We start from the raw sequence: 20,836 nt of genomic DNA on the forward strand, positions 1-20,836 counted from the left end.
AGTGTATAAACCAGTTGTCTATACGTTTACGAATATAACATCTTAAGTAACTTATCATAATGGACATCGGAGGTCAAACGTCTAACGAAAAGTTTAAATAAAAAGAAAATTCTTTGAAAAAACACATATAAAATAAATACACATGAAATAGGTTATGTTTTTTATGTAAATATATACATTATGATAACGTTATGGGTTGTTTTTGTGGAATATGGTGTATGAAATAGGGAAATAGATACATTATTTTTTAGGGGATATAGGTGACATATACTAAAAAAAGCCTTCTAGTAATCTAGAAGGCTTTGAAACTATTAATTAAGGTGCTTTCGTGTATCCTAAGAAATGACTCTTCCAATAAGAGTTACTTAATGAAGCGATTGCTACACCTTTATCTCCGGCTTGGATAAATGATCCGCCTCCAAGGTAAATACCCATATGAGAAGGACCTGCTTTATAAGTGTCTTTGAAATAAATTAAGTCACCTGGTTGTGGATTTGAAGTTTGTGGTAGGCTACCCCAATATCCCGCAACACTTTGACGGCTAATGTTATGACCAAATTTCTTAAATACGTGGTAGATGTAGCCACTGCAGTCCACACCGTTAGCAGAAGTTCCGCCCCAAACGTACGGTACGCCTTGCATTCCTTTTGCATATGCAAGTATGGAAGAACTATCACCACTAGTATTACCTGTATTATTGTTTTGATTGTTATTTTGGTTGTTATTTTGGTTGTCGTTAGGCTTATTATCTACTGCGCCACCAACTGGTGTTTTAGAAAGGTAACGTGTTCCGATGTAACCATTTTGACCGTTATAGTTAATTTTGCTCCATCCAGAGTTTTCAGAGATTACTTGAACCTTCTGTCCTTGTGGAAGTGCGCCTATGATTCTATAATTTGTACCTTCGCCGCTACGTACGTTTAATGCAGAAGCGTTAATATAGTAGTCACCAATTGCACCTTGATCAGGTTGTTTTGGTTGCTCAGGTTGCTTCGGTTGTTCAGGAGTAGCAGTGCCACCTTTAACGAACTTAACAAATTCGCTACTAACGAAGCCTGTTTTTCCTTGATAGTTTACTTTAAACCAACCGTTTTCAGATCCAACTACGTTTAATGTAGTGCCATTTAACACGCCACCAATTACACTATGGTAAGCAGCAGGACCTGTACGAACGCGTAGAGATGTTGCGTTAACAACGTAAGTACCACCAGTTTGAACGGTTACATTATTATTTTGTTCTTGTTTGTTATCTTGGTTGTTTCCTTGTGTAACGTTGTCGTTAGAACCGCCTTTTGTTACGTAGTCTTTGCTTACGTAAGCTGTTTGTCCTGCATAATTGATTTTGAACCAATCTTGAACTTCGCCAACAACTTGTACGACTTGTCCTTTTGTAACAGAAGCTACAGTTGTATGAGAAGTGCTAGGACCTGTACGAACACGAAGGGAAGATACATTTACTGTATAGTTTCCGCTTGCTGGTTTTACAGATTCTTGGTTGTTATTATTCGTATTGTTGTTTGAAGAACCTGCATTAGAAGAAACGCCAGATACGAACTCGCTACTTACATAACCAACTTGCCCATTATGATTGATTTTCACCCAACCATTTTCTTGACCAATTACGTTTAAAGCTTGTCCTTCATATACACGTCCTGAAACAGAACTAGAAGTGTTTGGAGCTGTACGTACACGTAATACATCAGCAGTAACTTTATTGTTTCCACCTGTTGTACTTACATTAGAATTGCTTGCTCCATTTTTTGATACAAATTCGCCACTAACAAATCCTGTTTTTCCATTAATGTTAATTTTGAACCAACCATTTTCTTCGCCAATCACATTTAATGATTGACCGTTATAAACACGCGAGATGATATCGTGAGAAGTGCTTGATCCTGCACGAACATGTAATACGCTAGTGTTTACCGTATAAGATGAGCTGTTTGATGCTGAAGCTTGGACAGTTGTAGCAGCTTTTTGTGTATTTTGTTCAGGGGCAGCTTGAACACTATCAAGTGTAGGTGCTGCTCCTCCTGCTACAGACACTGCCGCAAGACCGGCAAGGTATTTTTTCATAATTTGTCGATTCCTTTCTGTCTGTAATGTAGTGAAGAAATATTTACCAACTGTTAAAAATTCTAAAGAGCATGTCGATTACTGTCAAGACTTATGCGGTAATCTGAATATGACAAAAAGATTACAAAAAAAAATCAAGGCATAAATCTATACCTTGATTTCCATTTAAATACATATATTGAATGCAAAAAGGATAGAAATTATACGTGTTTAAGAAGATGACATATTGGATTGTAACAAGCTTTGAGAAAATGATCTTTGCAGAATTTTTGTGATAGGACCAACTTGACCATCTTGGATGGCAGTTCCATCAAGGTGAGTCATCGGCAAAATTTCAATCGTCGTTCCTGTAAAGAAACATTCATCCGCTTGATAAACATCGCGAATGCTAAACAGTTCTTCTTTTACCGGAATGCGAAGAGTTTTCGCTAAAGAAAGGACATACTGACGAATGATGCCATTTAAAATAAGGTGATTGGCTGGATGTGTGTAGAGAGTTCCGTTTTTTATGAGAAAGAAATTAGAACAGCTTCCCTCAGTTACAGTACCATTCCGTACGAAAAGAGCCTCTTTACAACCTTTGCGTTCAGCTTTCGTAGCGGCTAATACATTGGGTAATAAATTTAATGATTTGATATCACAGCGTAGCCAGCGCGTATCTGGTTCTGATATAGCACGTACACCATATTCAATCCATAACGCTGGTCTTTCTTTCTTCGTAATATAGGCATAGATTGTGGGAGGGACGTCATATGAGAATGTGTGGGTACGAGCTTGTACACCGCGAGATACTTGTAAATAAATCGTTCCATCTTCGTAGAAATTATTATTTTCAATTAGTTTATAAAGTAGGGTAATAAGTTCTGCTTTTGAGAAAGAGAGTGTTAATTCTATTTCTTCCATGGAGCGATATAATCTTGTGATATGCGGATCTAATAAGTGAAAGTTTCCTTTATATAGGCGAATAACCTCGTAGACACCATCCCCAAACTGCAAGCCTCTTTCTTCAAGATCTATGTACGTTTTTTGTTTCATTGTATCAATAACTGCATCATTCCAAAGTACAAATCTTTCATATGCCAATTTTCGTCCCATCCTTTCGTAAGTGCATAAGTAAAGTGAAACTTTAATTCATAAAAATCCCTATAGTAATTTTTATGTGGGTAACTCTTTACATATGACGTATATGTATTTGTAAATGGTAGAGAAGTAGTGTTGATTTATAGCATTTTGTATATACAAATTCGAAAATAAGAAATAAGAATCCTGCTTTTGAATAAAAAAAAGCAACATTCTTATGGAATGCTGCACAAGGAGGGTAGCTATCTTTCATAGGGACATCGTCTTATTGAATGTTTTGTGTATGGAAACAAAACATATTGAAAGACAATTATAAGAAAGTAGAAATAAACGATTCACATATTTCTTTAAGGGACCTTAGTAAAGATGAGAGATAAGAAATATATAGAACCTCGTTTACATATTTTATTATAGAGATGTTTCGTTAATTCCATGTGAATATTTGGTAAAGGTTATGTAATGTTAAAGTGAATGAATATAAGTGATTATATGGAGAAATATAAAAAAAAGAGGCTGAGATTACTCAGCGCTCTTCTTTTCTTCTTTAATAGCTGTCTTTACTTCACCAGTTTTGGTCTTATTACTTTCAGAGAAGCGAAGTAAGTCACCTTCAATGATTTTGTCAGACATGTTCAATTCATTTTGGGCACGATCAATGAGTGGTTGAGATTCTTCTTTTGGTAATTGTACAACTTCGCCAGTTTTACGGTCGTAGAATGTACTGTTCGTGTACATGTACTTATCTGTAACGAAGCTACCGTCACGAAGAACAACAAATCCTTTATTTTCTGGTGAGAATACATCATGACCGAATTGAACTTGATTCGTAGAATCTACACCAAGTAAGTTTAGAATTGTTGGTTTAATGTCAATTTCACCAGTTGGTTTCGAAATTGTTTTACCTTCTTTTTGACCTGGAACGTGAATAAACATCGGTGTTTTTTGTAAGTTCATATGGTCAAATGCAGTGATTTCTTCTTTTCCTAAGAACTGTGCCATTGCACGGTTATGGTTTTCAGAAATACCGTAGTGATCACCGTAGAATACGATGACTGAGTTGTCGTAAATACCTTCTGCTTTTAGACGCTCAATAAAGTGTTTCATTGCTTCGTCTAAATAGCGAGCAGTTACCATGTAACGGTCAAATACGCCATCACCAGAATTGTATTCATCGATTAATTTTGTGCTTTCATCATAAGTGAATGGGTAATGGTTTGTTAACGTAAGGAAGCGAGTGTAGAACGGTTGCTTCACTTCTTTTAACATATCGATAGATTGATCGAAGTATTCGATATCTTTTAATCCCCAATTTAATTTCGTTTCTGGCGTAATCTTGTAGTCAAGCTCGTTGTAGTAACGGTCATAACCAAGTGCCGGATACATAATGTTACGGTTCCAGAACGTTGCGTTGTTCGCGTGGAATACTGATGTGTGGTATCCTTGCTCACGTAAAATTTCTGGAGTTGCTGTATATTCGTTATTACCGTGTGTGAAGAATACCGCACCACGATCTAATGGATACATGGAAGTATCTACTAAGAATTCAGCATCAGATGTTTTTCCTTGCCCAGTTTGATGGAAGAAGTTATCAAAGTAATAACTTTCTTTCGTAAATTGGTTTAAGAATGGTGTAACTTCTTGTCCGTTAACTGTTGCACCAATTAAGAATGTTTGTAATGACTCAAGAGAGACGACAATTACGTTTTTCCCTTTTGCAGTACCAAACATATTTGGATCTGGTTTGCTTTGCGTTGTTTTTACATAGTTCTCTGTTTCCTGTAATTTACTACCGTCAGCAAAAGCTTTTTGTGAACTTGATTTTGCTTGTAAGCCAAGATCATACACTTGGTGTACATATAAACCTAAGTTTTTAACAAGCATAACGCGGTCGAATGAACGTGTTAATAGTTCAGGACGCTCAGCTTCTGCAAGTCCTAAGTTTGCGAAGAAAATAGCAACTGTTGACACGAAGTATAGGGAACGCATTGGGCGTGCTACACGTTCTGTCGGTGCAAAATTCTTCATCTTCTTCAATAAAATGAAGAATACGATAATATCAGCAAATGCAAGGATAATTTTGTAGTTAAACAATTCTTTCACACTAGAACCTAAACTTCCGAAGTTAGATGTTTGTCCCAGTACTGGTAAAGTAACGAAGTCATTGTAGAATCCGTAGAACATTACGTTACCAACAAGAACGATTGTTAAAACAAAACTAATTCCAAGTGCTATATAGTTACGTTTTTTCCCTTTTGCAAATAATGCAAGACCAACAAGCAGTAATGATGCTGCTAATGGGCTAAGGAATAAAATGAATTCTTGCATGAAAGATTCAAGTTTTAAATCAAAGCTTGTGCGTGTAATAAGGTATGTCTTCAACCATAAGGCTAAAGCTACGAATACAGTGAAACGCACATTTTGAAATTGTGATTTCAAGGTTTCTTTCATTTATTTCCACCCTTTCTCTATCAGGCTTGGTCGATTTTGGAGCGAAAAATGCTAAAATAAAAAATACATAGTTTTCTTGGCCATAATTAGAGGTTCTATATTCACCCATATACGACTATAACTATGCATACCCTTTTGGTTTCTTGTGCTGCTCATAAGCATAACGTCATTTCTGTATTATACAACAAAATTCATTTCTGAGAAACACTATAACATTTTACATTTTTTGTATAAGATTTGTCACTACCAGAGAAAACTTTAACATTCGTTTATATGTCCGTCAACTAGAAAATATAACAAAGGTAGAGCAGAATGTTAAGTGAAAGTGAAAATTTTCTTGTTGAGAAATAAGAAATGAAAATGGGTGAGTGGTTATCTAGAAACCTATTATATGAAGGGAAGTATGTAAAAATTAACGAACACTTGTTCTTTTTTAGTTTGTTTGTTACAATGAAAGTTCATTGATAGATTATGTGTAATTTTGATGAACTTTTACTGATAACATATTGTAGCTTATTTCTTTAAAAAAATAGGGAGGCTTTTACATGGAACAAAAATTTTCAGTTGAAGCGTTTTGGAAGAAAGCAAAACATGTTGCAAAGCAAGCAGGACAGTCGGTCATTTATGCAAGCTTATTATTGTTTTATGTTTTGCAAAGACCTGATGTTCCAAAGCGAGTGAAAATTATTGTGATTGGAGCACTTGCTTATTTTATTGCACCAATTGATGCCATCCCAGATTTCATTGCTGGAGTTGGTTATACAGATGATTTAGGGGCGTTAATGGCTGCGCTATTACAAGCGTCGTTATACGTCAATGAAGAGGTGAAAGATAAGGCACGAGTGAAGTTGGCAGAATGGTTTGGTTCGGATATAGACACATCCTTTATCGATCAGAAATTAGATCAATAGGTGAGAACTGTCATATGGTGACGGGGCGAACGTAAGCGAGGAAGTGCATTATGCCATCAGGAAGAACGCATACGAAAATAAACTTAATATCCCTTCCGGTTGTTTTGTTTATGCTCTTTTCGTATGGATTAACAAACTTGGATTTTTTATTAACTTTTGCAATTGGCTTTTTAGTAGGTACTTCATTTTTAACGCCGGATTTAGATACATATAGTAATGCGTATAATAAATGGGGGTTCCTACGTATATTTTGGTATCCGTATAAGAAGGTCATGCCGCATCGATCCTTCTTTACACATACAATTATACTTGGTGATGTGATTCGTATTGCATACATGTTAATTGTATTTTCTCCGTTTTTATTCCTATTAAATATAATCGCGTTTGACGGGAATTTAATAGAAATTGCGAAGAAACATGAGGTTGAAATTGTAACGTTCATAATGGGAATTGTTGTGGCAAGCACGCTTCACATTATAGCGGATAAAGTGAATACGCGCCGCAAGAAAATGATGAGAAAAAAGAAGAAACGCAGAAGATAAAAAAACCGTCCCAAAAGGTATTTTGGGACGGTTTTTTCTTATTAATAAGTCGTTCACTCTTGTCGTATCGCCGATGAAATTTCATTTATCATCATGCGATAGTGTCTTTTTAATCAAACGTTTGTTTAAAATTAAGCTTTCAGTACTTTAATACCTTTTACGATGTTCCAAATGAAGTAGTATAAGCTAATAATGCCGCAAATACATAAGACAATCATTGCTCCAATGCCAAGTGTTACGTCTGGTTGATCCGATCCGATACCCATAATTCCTAGAATAATAAATCCAATAAATGACGCGATGCTTGGAATGATGTGTGTCCATAGAGCTCGTTTTGCGTGTGGTTTTGTTTCAGAATCGCCCACAATCCACACAATAATAGGGAATAAGATAGGGGCAAATAATATACTAAAGTATGATAAAGCTGCTAATATTTTGTTTCCGTTCATATATATCACCTCATAAATAATATTCGTTGTTATACCTTTATTATGCAGGAAATGTAGCGAGCTTCCTATCGATGAACATTACAAGAACGTGACGTTTTTGTAAGATTTCTATGATAAATAATAAAATTTTCAAAAAAATCTTTTTTAATGAAAATTGTTGTGATAAAATTAATGAAAACGTTTTCTTTGGCGTTTTTTTATTTTAGGCTTAAAGGTATGATGACCTGATAGTCTATTGATGAGGTTATTCTATTTAAAAGGGGATTCTTTAGGGGGAGAGAACAATGAACACATGGACACAAGTTTATGATCCGTTCGGAAACATTTGGATTTCGGCAGTGGTCGCACTTATTCCGATTATCTTTTTTTTCTTAGCTTTAGCAGTTTTCCGCATGAAGGGGTATGTGGCAGGATTTATTACAGTTGTACTTACAATTTTAGTTGCGTTATTCGCTTATAAGATGCCGTTCACGATGGCGATGGCAGCGACGGGATATGGTTTCTTATATGGACTATGGCCAATTGCTTGGATTATCATTATGTCGGTATTTTTATATAAAATATCTGTGAAAACAGGTCAATTCGATGTGATTCGTGCATCTGTATTATCCATTACGAATGACCATCGTTTACTCGTTATTTTAATCGGTTTTTCATTTGGAGCATTTTTGGAAGGGGCAGCAGGATTTGGTGCACCAGTAGCGATTACGGCAGCACTTCTTGCAGGTCTTGGGTTAAATCCTTTATATGCAGCGGGTCTGTGTTTAATCGCAAATACGGCACCAGTAGCGTTCGGAGCGATGGGAATTCCGATTACAGTTGCTGGACAAGTAACAGGTATTGATCCACATAAAATTGGACAAATGGCTGGACATCAATTACCGTTCTTATCATTATTTGTTCCGTTCTTTATCGTATTTTTAATGGATGGCTTTAAAGGAGTAAAACAAACGTGGCCTGCTTTATTTGTAGCAGGTAGTTCATTTGCAATTACACAGTTTATTACAGCGACGTTTTTAGGGCCAGAACTTCCTGATATTACGTCAGCACTTGTAAGTTTAGTAAGTTTATCGCTATTCTTAAAAGTTTGGCAGCCGAAAGAAATTTATCAAACTAAGCAAGCGAATAGTGAAGTAGCAGCAACGACGACGGCGACATCTATGCCGAAACTAACGGTAGGAAAAGTAGTAAAAGCATGGTCTCCGTTCATTATTTTAACTGTGATGGTAGTCATTTGGAGCCAAAGTTTCTTTAAAGCATTATTCGCTCCGGGCGGCGCTTTAGAAAGTCTCGTATTTAAATTTGAAGTTCCAAGCTTGCACAATTTAGTAATGAAAGCAGAGCCAATTGTAAATAAACCAACACCTTATGAAGCAATCTTGAAATTAGATATTTTATCAGCGACTGGAACAGCAATTTTAATTGCTTGTATCATTTCTATCTTTATTTTGAAAATGAGTGCAAAAGATGCAGTAGCAACATTTAAAGAAACGTTAAATGAACTAAAAATGCCAATTCTATCTATTGGATTCGTATTAGGATTCGCATTTATCGCAAACTATTCTGGTCTATCTTCTACATTAGCGTTAGCACTTGCAGGAACTGGCGGATTATTCCCGTTCTTCTCACCATTCTTAGGATGGATTGGCGTATTCTTAACAGGATCAGATACGTCAGCGAACGCACTGTTCTCGAATTTACAAGCAATTACAGCGCAGCAAGTCGGTGTATCTGAAGTGCTTCTTGTTGCAGCAAATACAACGGGCGGTGTAACAGGTAAAATGATTTCTCCGCAATCAATTGCGATTGCTTGTGCAGCGGTTGGACTTGCTGGGAAAGAGTCAGATTTGTTCCGCTTTACATTGAAGCATAGTTTATTCTTCGTTACTATTGTTGGGATTATGACATATGTGCAGGCTTATTATTTAACGTGGATGATTCCGTAAGCAACAAAAGAAATAAACTTTTCATTTTTCAGATTATAGTGTATGATGAGAAAGTATTGAAAATTAAATCAGTGATAAACTAGGGGTGCCTAACGTATGCGTAGGCTGAGAGAGAAGCGTGTGAACTTCTTAACCCTTTGGACCTGATCTGGCTCGTACCAGCGTAGGGAAGTTAACGGCTTTACATAATTATGTCTTTATGAGCCAGGTCCTTATTCTTTTATGGACCTGGCTCTTTTTATTTTGGCATGCGCTGGCCATATCTCGTCCTTGTCACGAACAGGGGGGCAACAAAGGTTATGAAACAGTCTGTTTCAGCTGAGCAAATTGAATTGAAATCGAGTTTACCAGGAAGTAAGAAAGTGTATGTAGATGGACCACGCGCGGGTATGAAAGTGCCGATGCGCGAGATTGAACAAAGCGAAACGAACGGTATTCCGAATCCGCCAATTCGTGTATATGATACGAGCGGTCCTTATACAGATCCTGCGCATAAAGTGGAACTGGAAAAGGGGTTGCAGGCGCCGCGCCACTCTTGGATCCTGGAGCGCGGAGATGTAGAAGCATACGAAGGGCGCGAAGTGAAACCAGAGGATGACGGTGTGAAAGTGGCTTCGAAACATACGCCTGTTTTCCCGCAAATGGATCGCCAGCCGCTTAGAGCAAGGCATGGTGCAAATGTTACGCAAATGCATTATGCACGTAATGGCATTATTACGTCTGAGATGGAATATGTTGCGATTCGTGAAGGGGTAGAGCCTGAATTTGTTCGTAAGGAGATTGCAGAAGGTCGTGCGATTTTGCCGGCGAACATTAACCATCCTGAAGCGGAACCGATGATAATTGGACGTAATTTTCACGTGAAGGTAAATGCAAATATCGGAAACTCTGCTGTATCGTCTTCTATTGCAGAAGAAGTAGAGAAGATGACGTGGGCGACTCGCTGGGGTGCAGATACGATTATGGATTTATCTACAGGTAAAAACATTCATACAACACGTGAGTGGATTATTCGTAATGCTCCGGTACCAGTTGGAACTGTGCCAATTTATCAAGCGCTTGAAAAAGTAAACGGAATTGCAGAGGATTTAACGTGGGAAGTGTATCGTGATACGTTAATTGAGCAGGCGGAGCAAGGCGTTGATTACTTCACGATTCACGCGGGCGTATTACTTCGTTACATTCCAATTACTGCAAAGCGTATGACAGGTATTGTTTCACGCGGTGGTTCAATTATGGCGCAGTGGTGTTTATTCCATCATAAAGAAAACTTCCTATATACTCACTTTGAAGAGATTTGTGAAATTATGAAGCAATACGATGTTTCGTTCTCTCTTGGAGATGGATTACGTCCAGGTTCGATTGCAGATGCAAATGACGAAGCACAGTTTTCTGAGCTTGAAACACTTGGTGAATTAACGAAGATTGCTTGGAAGCATGATGTGCAAGTGATGATTGAAGGACCTGGGCATGTACCGATGCATTTAATTAAAGAGAATATGGAGAAAGAGCTTGATATTTGTCAGGGCGCGCCGTTCTATACACTTGGGCCGTTAACAACAGATATTGCACCGGGTTATGACCATATTACATCGGCAATTGGAGCAGCGATGATTGGCTGGTTTGGAACGGCGATGCTTTGTTATGTAACGCCGAAAGAACATTTAGGTTTACCGAATAAAGATGATGTTCGCACGGGGGTTATTACGTACAAAATCGCTGCACATGCAGCTGATCTTGCGAAAGGGCACAAAACGGCTCATCAGCGTGATGATGCACTTTCAAAAGCTCGCTTTGAATTCCGTTGGCGCGACCAATTTAATTTATCTTTAGACCCTGAACGTGCGATGGAATATCACGATGAAACACTACCAGCAGAAGGTGCGAAAACGGCTCATTTCTGTTCAATGTGTGGACCGAAGTTTTGTAGTATGAGAATTTCACATGATATTCGTGAATATGCGAAAGACAATGATTTAGAAACGACAGAAGCAATTGAAAAAGGGATGAAAGAGAAAGCGAAAGAATTTAAAGACACTGGTAGTCATTTATACCAATAATACGTTACACCTCTTTACTTGATTGATCACACTGTAGTACCTAACTTAAATATAGAAGAAGCCCCCTTTGCTAAGACGGTAGCAAAGGGAGCTTCTATTGTCTATAAGGCAAAGAATAATTGTACCCAGTAGTATAAGAGAAATAATGTGACGGCTGTTGTGAGTGGGATTACGATGAGAGATACGCTTAAATAATCTTTCCATTTCACTTTAATTTTGTTTTGTCTTAGGATATACATCCAAATGAGGGAAGCTAGCGTACCGATTGGTAATAATAGTGAACCGATGTCACTACCAATGATATTTGCGAGATAGATAGTTTTTAATGTGACTGGATCTAGGCCCATTTCTGTTAACGTAATGGTACCAATCATAAGTGCAGGGTGATTATTGAAGATGTTAGAGAGGATAGATACAAGTCCGCCCATTGCAAAGCTAGCATAGAGTAGATGCTGACTTACAACTGGTTCGAGCCAACTTACAAGCGCCGCTGTTAACCCTGCATTGTGAAGTCCGTAAATAATTACATACATAGAGAATGCGAAAATTAAAATGTGCCACGGTGTCTTTTTCAAAATATCGACTGGGTTTGTTCGTAAGTAGTACCATCTCCAGATGAGAAGAACGAGTGAACCGAGTACAGCAACAATTTCGATTGGGATGGATAAGAAGGATGCAACGAAAAGTAGACAGCGCATAAGGAAGACGAAACCTAATACTTTTAGCATGAATTTTGTACGTTTTTGTTTCGTATCAACAGAATTTTTTCCTTTTAACGGATGGAAGTTTTTCGTGAAGAACATTTCTTCGATATCATATGAAGAAACAGGTAATTTCTCTGGTAGTTTTTTCTTTAAAACTGTGTACATAAGCCATGACATAAACAATAATCCTAATGTTGCAGGTACAAACATCATAGCAGTATGCATATAAAGAGTCATATTCACAATATTTAATGCGATTAAGTTTACGATATTACTTACACCAATGGGTGCACTAGAGGCAGTGGCGATTAAAGCACCACTTAATAAATAAGGGATTTGTTGATGAGGTTTTAATTTAAGGTTTCTCAGTAATAAAATTAGGATTGGAGTTGTAATTAAAATACTACCGTCGTTATTAAATAAAAGAGTCATAAGAAAACATAATAATTGAATATACCAGTATAAACGGCGACCGGAGCCCTTTGCTAAGTTTGCAAGTTTTGCTGCGGACCAGTGGAAGAAGCCGAAGCTTTCTAATATAACCGCCATAACGATGGTCGCTAATATTGTTATGGAGGCACCGCCAATTTTACTAATAATGTCCATGACGTCTGGCTTTGATACAAGTCCAGTAATCAGGATAATGCCAGCACCAATTGCTGCCGGCCACGCCTCATTTAAACCACGGGGTCGCCAAAAGACAACAATCATTGTTAAGAAGAATACAATAATAGTAATCCATATTTCAATGCTCATATTTTACCTACCTTTCTACTTTTCCTTAAACCAATGTAGCTTGTCTCAAGGTCTGTATTGGTAGTATATTCAGCAAAAAATAAGAAGAACTAGGCATATAATGGAATGAAGTGAATATGTGTTTTTCAAGCTAAAGGACAAGTGTCACTACTAGTGAAATAACTATTGGGAGAGGCGTCTATAAATTAGATTGGCAGTAAGATAGTAAATGAAATTTATATGGGCGATTATGGAGATATATTGGTGCAACTTAAAATATATCAGCGATTATGGAGATATATCGGCGCAACTTAAAATATATCAGCGCAACTCAAAATATATTAGCGATTTTTAAAATATATCGACTTATCGACAAAACATGACAAAAGGAGTCTGTTCCAAAATTCCTTTTGGAACAGACTCCCCTGACTATATTATTTTTCCTTCAAAAAAGTTCGATCCTTCAAGAATAAATTCCAGAAGAAAATAAATCCTGGTAGTAAAATTGCGATTCCAATTGCGTATAGAATAAGCAATGCATAGAATGTTTCTGTCGTTGTAAAGCTTGTAAATACAGTTACATCAGGATAAATAATATATGGTAAATGCGCGACACCGTAAGCGTAACTTGCAAATGCATATTGAGCGACGACTGCTAAAACGGCAATGCGAGGGTATCCTAGTGTGCCATACTTCTTGTTTGTCCACCAAAGAGAAGAGTACCCAATAACGAATAAAACGATAGAAACTGTAAACCATGGGAATTGCTTTATTAGTCCTTGCATAAGCCAGTGTGTTTCCGGATCCATTACAACGAGGGCGATAATCGCCGTAACGAGTGTTGCAGGACCAAGGATGATAGCGTTTCTTCTATAAATTCTATACGAATCTTCTGAACCTTGCTCTCTCGCAAAATCAGCAAGAAAGAGAGAGGAGAGAAATAGTTCCGAAGTTAGCCCAAAGAGCATATAGCAGTAGATAACCGGGCTAGAAAGAAGTTTTCCATACAAGAGTACTTCTTTTCCTTCAGACATTGTAATATAAGCCCCCTCTGTAACGGGTAAAACGGTAATTAATAAGGCTGGAATCAAGAGCCCAGTAATACCTGAAATTACCCGAAGGAGGAATTGATATTTTGGCAGAGAGTAAGCAAATACCATGAATGTACTGCGAATTGCAATGAGTATTAAAATTAACATAACTGGCACGAACATCACTGTCGCAAGGGTGAAAGCAGCTTTCGGAAAGAAACCGAGAAAAGCGACAACGACAAAGACGAGAAATGTATTTGTTACTTCCCAAGTTGGTGATAAGTATCGATTGGCAAGCTTGGCAGCGAGCGTTGGATGTTTTGCGTATACCATGCCCCAAAAACCTGCTCCAAAATCGATGGACCCTAATATACTGTATACGAAAATAAGAGCCCATAAGATGATGATTGCAATACTTTCCTCATGCACGGGAATCGCCTCCTTCGTGATGTAAATCATTTGTAAGCGGATGTTTCTTAAAGAATGTCCGTAGTACAAAAACTGTTAAAATGCCGAGTCCAATATATAAAATGATGAATAGAATAAATAAAGGACCGACAAAATCAGCGCGTGTAGAAGCGTCGACTGTCCGTTGCATACCATAAATGGTCCACGGTTGACGACCACTACAGCTAAAAATCCACCCGAATTCAATACCGAGCATCATAATTGGTCCACATGCGGCAGCTCCCCAAAGAAGCCACTTCGGTAATTCTGCACCTTTTTTTCGGTAAACAAAGTACCAATATAAGAGGGCGATTGCTGCAACTGCAAAAGTAAAGGCAGCGGTGCCGACCATTAAGTTGAATAGTGTATGTGTGTAAAATGGTGGCCATGTTTCTTGTGGAAATTCCTTTAGTCCTTTTACGACGGTGCTAGGGTCGAGTCCTACTAGTAGGCTAAGCATGTTCGGAATTTCTAGTGCATAGTTTAGTTCAAGTGTGTTAGGATCTACAACTCCGCCAATTGATAACGGTGCATGTGATGTCGTTTCAAATAAAGCTTCAGCAGATGCAAGTTTTTCAGGGGAATGCTTATGTAAGGCAATCGCCGATTCGTGTCCCGAAAGCCACATCGTAGCACCTGTAATAAATGTCACGACGAGTCCTAACAGTAGTCCCTTTTTATGATAAGCAATTTCACGTTTACTTAAGTTCTTCTTTAATAATTTAAATCCAGCGATAGAGGCAATGACGGCAGCTCCAGTTGTATAGGCTGTAATCACAACGTGGAATGCGCTTGTACCAAAACTCGGGTTAAAGAAAGCTTTCCATGGATCAACGTTAAAAACTGATCCATCTGGCCCCATTGAAAAGCCTGCGGGTGTATTCATCCATGTATTTGCTGATGTAATAAGCACGGCAGATGCCGTGGCACCAATCATGACGAAGAATAGCGAGATTAATCTCATGAATGGAGGTAGTTTGTCAGCTGCATATACATAAATAGACATGAACAACGCCTCTAAAAAGAAGGCGAAAATCTCAATTTGAAAGGGAACAGAAATAACCTGTCCAACAATTTTGGCAAAACCAGGCCAAAGAAGTGAGATTTGCACACCAACGATTGTTCCAGTTGGAATTGCTACACCGAGAAGGATGGCAAACGCCTTCGTCCACCTTTTCGCCATAATGGCGTAATCGGAATCTTTCTTCCAGTGAAAGAGTATTTCACTTATAAAAATCATCAATGAAAGTCCGACACCAAGTGTTGCAAAGATAATGTGGAATGCTAATGAAGAACCAAAAAATGCTCTTGCTAATGTTACCGTATCCATATGTAAACTCCTCTTCTTTTTGCCATTATTTTCTGATTGAATTGGAAGATTTATTCAAAAAAACTACCAAAAATATATATGTATTTAAAAAGTGGATATGGTAATATAATGTTTGAATATTTTAAATAGAAAGAAGTTAATTTTTAATAATATTTTGTTTGTTTTTTAGTAAGGAATATTTTATAATCTTTTATGCGAACATAAGTTCTGTTTTTCGGGGTGAAGAAGTTTATGTGAAATGGAGAGGATGTTTTATGTATCCTGAAGTCATTAAAAAGATGGCATTTTCAAAAGAGCATAGAGATTTATTATTGAAGCTGTATAATAAAGAGATTACGCGTCGTGAATATGATCGACTTGTGGCATCGCTATATAGACCTTCTAAAGAGGCTTGTGAGGGATAGAGGCACGGGAGACAATCTAATAGATTGTCTTTTTTAATTTTACGTATGTTCTGGTAAAATTAAGGCTAGCCTTATTAGGGAGGTGAAAAGATTGCGGAAACGTTTATATATAGGGATTGGAGTTATTCTCTTAATCGCTTTAGGGGGCATTGTATTTTGGTCAGCTATACAAGGAAACCGTACAGAACATTTTATTTTAAGACATATGGTGAATGAAAATGGGACGCTTGCCACATATCGTTTAGCGGATACAAAGGCAGGTACGGGTGAAGCGAAAGGCCGTGAAGCTTTATCGGAATCAGCAGGACTATGGCTACAATATACATTGGATAAAGACGATCAAGCGTTATTCGATGAACAAGTTAAGGTTATTCAAAATAGCTTTGTACATAAGGATCATATTGTTATATGGAAAATCTCTGAAAAGGGAGAAATGCAGTCAGCTACAAATGCACTTATAGATGATCTTCGTATTATAGAACAATTATATCGTGCTTATGAAATGTACAAGGAAGAGCGTTATAAAAACTTGGCAGATCAATTGAGTGATGCTGTAATTCGTTATAATAAGAAAAATAATTATTACGTTGATTATTATGATGCAGATGCAGGTAAACAAAATAATTTTGCAACTACATCATACATAAATCCACATGCATTCTCGTATATGAAAAAGTACGGAAAAGTTTCTGCTCAGCAATATCAGGAAGTCGTTCAATTTTTAGCGGATTATCCAAGGCATGGCTGGGCATTCCCAAAAGAGTATAAAGAAGATGGTACATTTACGTACGATAAAGAAGTAAATCTTATTGACCAATCATACGTTGCATATCATCGAAGTCTAGGTGGCCTTTCATCAGATGCTTATTTGGAATTTATCAAGAAGAAGTTCCAGGAGGATGGAAAGCTATACGGTCGTTACAATTTAGAAACGGGAAAACAAACTGTGAATTATGAGTCGCCAGCCGCATACGGACTAACAATCTTGTACGTACTACAAACAGGTGATACAAAGTTTGCAAAGGAATTATATGATCATATGGCCACATTCCGAAATGACAATATATTTAGTAGATATTACGGTGGATACGTAACAGGCGAAAATAATAATACGCATATTTTCGATAACGTATTGCCGCTTTTAGCGGAAATGGAATTGGAGAAGAGTAAGAAATAGAAGGTGCCATCCTCTGGAGATGGCACCTTTTATTTTTTACTAAGTCGATATAATTTTACGTTCTAATATTGGAGAAGTAGTCAATTACGAATTTACGGAATTGCTGAGCGGTTTTTGATAAGTAGCGTTTCTTCGACCAACTTAATCCGATAGTTCTCTCGCAATTGGGTTCAATAATACGTAACTTATTTAATGCTAAAGTAGAGTTTTTTAATAAAGTTAAACTTGGGACAAAGGCGATGCCGAGACCTTGCTTAATAAGGTCACTAATCACGGTTGGTTCATCTACTTCAAAAGCGATATGTGGAGTGAAGCCAGCTTCCTTGCAAAATTCATCCGTTAAGTGCCGAAACCCGTAACCAGTGTTCATACTAATAAATGGTTCGTCTTTTACCTCATGCAGATGGATACTTTCACGTCCTGATAAACGATGGCCTGAAGGGACAACTAAGAAAATTTCTTCTGTAATAAGTGGTTCCCACATAATTTCCTCGCCTTCAATCGGCACAGAAGAAATGCAAAAGTCAATTTCTATATTATCTAGTTGTCGCTTCATAGAAGGAGTAGATGCGAGAAATTGTTGGAATCGAACGTTAGGATGCTCTAGTAAAAAAGAACCGAGTAGTTCTGGTAATATTCTCGGAATAGAAACTGCCAGTGTAATAGAGCCTTGTTGTAATTCAGCTAAATCTTTAATTTCTCGTTCGCCTTCACTTAATTCATGAAAAATGCGCTCTACGCGTTTTAAAAATACTTTTCCAAAAGAGTTTAACGTAATCTGTCGACCTTGGCGATCAAACAATGGGACGCCTAAGTCCTTTTCTAATCTAGCGATTGTTTTGCTGAGCGAAGGTTGTGCGATATGCAGTTCTTCAGCGGCTTTTGTCATATGTTCTAATCGTGCGACTGTCTGAAAGTATTTTAGTTGAAGAAGTTCCATTTTGACTCTCCTTTCTATAGACCAAAAGGAATGAATTGATAATTAAAGATGTATTATACAGTATGAAAATGGGCGTGTATAGTAAATCTGTTAAACCATTCTAATGGTGTTAAATTAGGAGAAGGAGTATGTTTCATGAAGGGAATTCTACTTATATTTAAAGATTGGAAAGCGATGTGGCATCATAAACATGGACGTATCGCTTTAATTTTTTTATTAATCGTTCCTTTAATTTATTCAGGATTCTTTTTAGCTGGATATTGGGATCCATACGGACGATTAGATAAATTACCTGTTGCGATTGTAAATTTAGATAAGGGTGCTGCGATGGATGAAAAAACAATTCATGCAGGAGACGATTTTGTCAAAAATTTAAAAGAGAATAAGGAACTAGCTTTTCATTTCGTATCAGAAAAAAATGCTGATGAAGGGTTAAAAGAAGATAAGTATTATATGGTCGTTACGATTCCAGAGGATTTCTCTAAAAAGGTAAGTACACTTATGGATGAGAAACCAGAGCCAGCGCAGCTTCAGTACAAAGTAAATCCGGGTAAAAACTTTGTAGCAGCTCAAATCGGAACGACAGCTGTTGAAAATATGAAAACAAAAATTTCAAATAGTATTACGAAATCTTATACAGAAGGTGTCTTTTCTAAGTTTCAAGATTTGGCACAAGGATTGAGTGATGCAAGTGATGGTGCTGAGAAGCTGCATGAAGGAACGACAGATGCAAAAAATGGGGCGAATCAGCTTGCAGATGGTATTCATCGTTTAAGTGACGGGGCATCAACAGTGAAAGAGGGAAGTGAAAAACTTGCTTCTAGCCAATCTGCCTTAAGCGGCGGCGCAAATGAGCTGAGTGAAGGGGCAACCTCACTTCATAGTGGTATGGCGTTATTAGCTCAAGGTGAAAAAAATTTACAATCAGGGGTTAGTGAATTAAGTGCTGGTACAAATGAATGGGTGAATGGAAGTGAGAAACTTGCTGAAGGGCAAGTGAAAGCGGACAATGCAGCAAATAGTGTAAAACAACAATTAGAAGAGTACGTGAAAAGTCACCCAGAAGTGCAGCAAGACCCTGCTTTTCAAAAGATCATTGCTACTTCTAACGGATTAGCTAAAGCAACAAACACTTTAAATAATAGCCAACAACAATTGACACAAGGTGCGAAGAAGCTTGCTGACGGTCAGAATAAGATTGAAGAAGGTATGAATACATTCGGAGTCAAGTTAAGCGAAGCTACTGTTGGAACGAAAAAGATAGCAGATGGTGCTGCGAATGTAGCTAATGGATTTACGAAGTGGGGAAATGGATTTACAACATTACAAGAAGGTGTAAATCACCTTGCGATTGGCGGAACAGAGCTGAATCATGGTGCTGATAAGTTAGCGGACGGACTTGTTAAACTTGATGATGGTGCGAAAGAACTTTCTACGAAATTAGGAGAGGGCGCAGAGAAGATAGCGGATGTTCGCAATGATGATGCACGTAATACGATGTTCTCAGAGCCGGTTCAATTAGTGAAGTCGACAGTTTCTGATGTGCCTAACTACGGCTCAGGCATTGCACCATACTTTTTATCACTGGCATTTTATGTTGGCGGAATTATGGCATCGAATATTTTACCTCTTGGCCGTAGACAAAATATGAAGGTAAGCGGAACAGTACATTTTATTAATAAACTAGGATTGGTATATGTAATTGGACTTATTCAAGCATTACTTGTGGATGTGGCTGTGCTAGGAGTTATGAAATTAGAAGTTGCAAGTGTGCCACTCTTTGTTTTATCTAGTATCGTTATTTCCTTTACGTTCATGACATTTATTCTTATGTTAGTAACAGTATTTGGTCTTGTTGGAAAGTTCTTAGCAGTAACGCTTCTCGTCCTGCAATTAGCGACGAGCGGGGGTACTTTCCCAGGAGAATTAAATATAGCTGTTCTTAGTAAAATTGGACAGTTTCTCCCAATGTCCCATTCTCTTAGAGGATTACAAGATGTTATCTCTTTAGGAGATTGGTCACAATTACAAATGCAAATTTTAATATTGTTATGCTATCTCGTTGTTGCTGGCGGAATTGCTTGGATTACGAGTCATATACAACATAGGGAAACGAATGCAGAACAAGTTTCTTAAAATGAAAGAAGCTATCCGTTTTTTAGGATAGCTTCTTTTTTATTTACGCTCCATTACCGCAAAGTAATTGTTTTCATTATCAGCAAAGTTGAATGCTCTACCTGTAGGTAAATCTACAACTTGTCCAACTGTAACGTTTTTCTCAGAAAGATCTTTATACAGTTGATCTAAGTTATTAGAGAAGAACATAAGTGAAGGCGTATGTAAGTTTAATTCAGGTTGCATCTTCGCAATTAACGCTTTATCGTGAAGGACGATGCTTGTGCCTCCTTCTTTCGTTGGTGCAATTTCAATCCAGCGAAAGCCTTGTCCGTTATTTTCTTCTGCAATAATTTGGAATCCTACTGTCTCAGTCCAAAATTGTACTGCTTCATCTTGATTATTTACATATAACATAATTTGTCCAATTTGATTAATCAT

At 37.5% G+C, this 20,836-nt stretch carries 16 protein-coding genes and 1 riboswitch; of the genes, 7 read left to right on the plus strand and 9 right to left on the minus strand.

All coding sequences use genetic code 11. The features are described 5' to 3' along the window. Positions 1–315 precede the first annotated feature (315 nt). The 3 genes from MKO96_RS17850 to MKO96_RS17860 all read right to left on the minus strand — a co-directional run bounded on the left by MKO96_RS17850 (position 316) and on the right by MKO96_RS17860 (position 5,604). The gene (locus MKO96_RS17850) at positions 316–2,076 is read right to left on the minus strand and encodes a C40 family peptidase (protein ID WP_240588250.1); all 1,761 of its coding nucleotides are present in this window, start codon (positions 2,074–2,076) and stop codon (positions 316–318) included. Positions 2,077–2,286: 210 nt separating this feature from the next. Then, positions 2,287–3,171: a D-amino-acid transaminase gene (locus MKO96_RS17855; RefSeq protein WP_240588251.1), complete on the minus strand. Its 885-nt coding sequence runs from the start codon at positions 3,169–3,171 to the stop codon at positions 2,287–2,289. Between the two features lie 504 nt (positions 3,172–3,675). Beyond that, positions 3,676–5,604 (minus strand): LTA synthase family protein, encoded by a 1,929-nt coding sequence (locus MKO96_RS17860; protein ID WP_240588252.1) that lies wholly within the window; start codon positions 5,602–5,604, stop codon positions 3,676–3,678. A gap of 545 nt (positions 5,605–6,149) precedes the next feature. On the opposite strand from MKO96_RS17860, the gene MKO96_RS17865 reads away from it, so the two are divergent. Next, positions 6,150–6,515 carry a YkvA family protein gene (locus MKO96_RS17865; RefSeq protein WP_000435500.1) on the plus strand — a complete coding sequence of 122 codons (366 nt, stop codon included), beginning with the start codon at positions 6,150–6,152 and terminating at the stop codon, positions 6,513–6,515. A gap of 50 nt (positions 6,516–6,565) precedes the next feature. Next, positions 6,566–7,057 carry a metal-binding protein gene (locus MKO96_RS17870; protein WP_087983181.1) on the plus strand — a complete coding sequence of 164 codons (492 nt, stop codon included), beginning with the start codon at positions 6,566–6,568 and terminating at the stop codon, positions 7,055–7,057. A gap of 131 nt (positions 7,058–7,188) precedes the next feature. On the opposite strand, the gene MKO96_RS17875 is transcribed toward MKO96_RS17870, so the two are convergent. Further along, entirely contained in the window at positions 7,189–7,506 is a 318-nt protein-coding gene (locus MKO96_RS17875) for a magnetosome magnetite crystal formation protein family (protein ID WP_240588253.1), read from the minus strand. 284 nt (positions 7,507–7,790) lie between these two features. Here MKO96_RS17875 and lldP point away from each other — a divergent pair, with 284 nt between their 5' ends. Both lldP and thiC read left to right on the plus strand, forming a co-directional pair. Beyond that, complete coding sequence (gene lldP / locus MKO96_RS17880; protein ID WP_087983176.1) at positions 7,791–9,452, plus strand: L-lactate permease; 1,662 nt, start codon at positions 7,791–7,793, stop codon at positions 9,450–9,452. 71 nt (positions 9,453–9,523) lie between these two features. Beyond that, a riboswitch (TPP riboswitch) is annotated at positions 9,524–9,639 on the plus strand. A 112-nt stretch (positions 9,640–9,751) separates the two neighbouring features. Further along, complete coding sequence (gene thiC / locus MKO96_RS17885) at positions 9,752–11,512, plus strand: phosphomethylpyrimidine synthase ThiC (RefSeq protein ID WP_240588254.1); 1,761 nt, start codon at positions 9,752–9,754, stop codon at positions 11,510–11,512. Between the two features lie 101 nt (positions 11,513–11,613). Here the strand turns inward: thiC and MKO96_RS17890 are convergent, their stop codons facing one another. The 3 genes from MKO96_RS17890 to cydA form a co-directional block, all read right to left on the minus strand. Further along, positions 11,614–12,972, minus strand: coding sequence for an arsenic transporter (locus tag MKO96_RS17890; protein WP_240588255.1), 1,359 nt, complete (start codon positions 12,970–12,972; stop codon positions 11,614–11,616). A 413-nt stretch (positions 12,973–13,385) separates the two neighbouring features. After that, entirely contained in the window at positions 13,386–14,411 is a 1,026-nt protein-coding gene (locus MKO96_RS17895; RefSeq protein WP_000544166.1) for a cytochrome d ubiquinol oxidase subunit II, read from the minus strand. Next, positions 14,404–15,759: a cytochrome ubiquinol oxidase subunit I gene (cydA, locus tag MKO96_RS17900; protein ID WP_240588256.1), complete on the minus strand. Its 1,356-nt coding sequence runs from the start codon at positions 15,757–15,759 to the stop codon at positions 14,404–14,406. Before cydA ends, MKO96_RS17895 begins: the two co-directional genes overlap by 8 nt. Before the next feature lie 254 nt (positions 15,760–16,013). Here cydA and MKO96_RS17905 point away from each other — a divergent pair, with 254 nt between their 5' ends. Together MKO96_RS17905 and MKO96_RS17910 are read left to right on the plus strand one after the other, a co-directional pair. Beyond that, on the plus strand, positions 16,014–16,163 hold the full coding sequence (locus MKO96_RS17905; protein ID WP_000283173.1) for a hypothetical protein: 150 nt from the start codon (positions 16,014–16,016) through the stop codon (positions 16,161–16,163). A gap of 91 nt (positions 16,164–16,254) precedes the next feature. Then, entirely contained in the window at positions 16,255–17,340 is a 1,086-nt protein-coding gene (locus MKO96_RS17910; RefSeq protein WP_240588257.1) for a transcriptional regulator, read from the plus strand. Between the two features lie 55 nt (positions 17,341–17,395). Here MKO96_RS17910 and MKO96_RS17915 read toward each other — a convergent pair whose 3' ends face one another. Continuing rightward, on the minus strand, positions 17,396–18,280 hold the full coding sequence (locus MKO96_RS17915; protein WP_240588258.1) for a LysR family transcriptional regulator: 885 nt from the start codon (positions 18,278–18,280) through the stop codon (positions 17,396–17,398). Positions 18,281–18,415: 135 nt separating this feature from the next. Here MKO96_RS17915 and MKO96_RS17920 point away from each other — a divergent pair, with 135 nt between their 5' ends. After that, the gene (locus MKO96_RS17920; protein ID WP_240588259.1) at positions 18,416–20,416 is read left to right on the plus strand and encodes a YhgE/Pip family protein; all 2,001 of its coding nucleotides are present in this window, start codon (positions 18,416–18,418) and stop codon (positions 20,414–20,416) included. A 39-nt stretch (positions 20,417–20,455) separates the two neighbouring features. On the opposite strand, the gene MKO96_RS17925 is transcribed toward MKO96_RS17920, so the two are convergent. Continuing rightward, the gene (locus MKO96_RS17925; protein ID WP_048542560.1) at positions 20,456–20,836 is read right to left on the minus strand and encodes a VOC family protein; all 381 of its coding nucleotides are present in this window, start codon (positions 20,834–20,836) and stop codon (positions 20,456–20,458) included.

Origin of the sequence: Bacillus sp. ES1-5, from assembly GCF_022487605.1 — a bacterium.
Classification (GTDB): domain Bacteria; phylum Bacillota; class Bacilli; order Bacillales; family Bacillaceae_G; genus Bacillus_A; species Bacillus_A wiedmannii.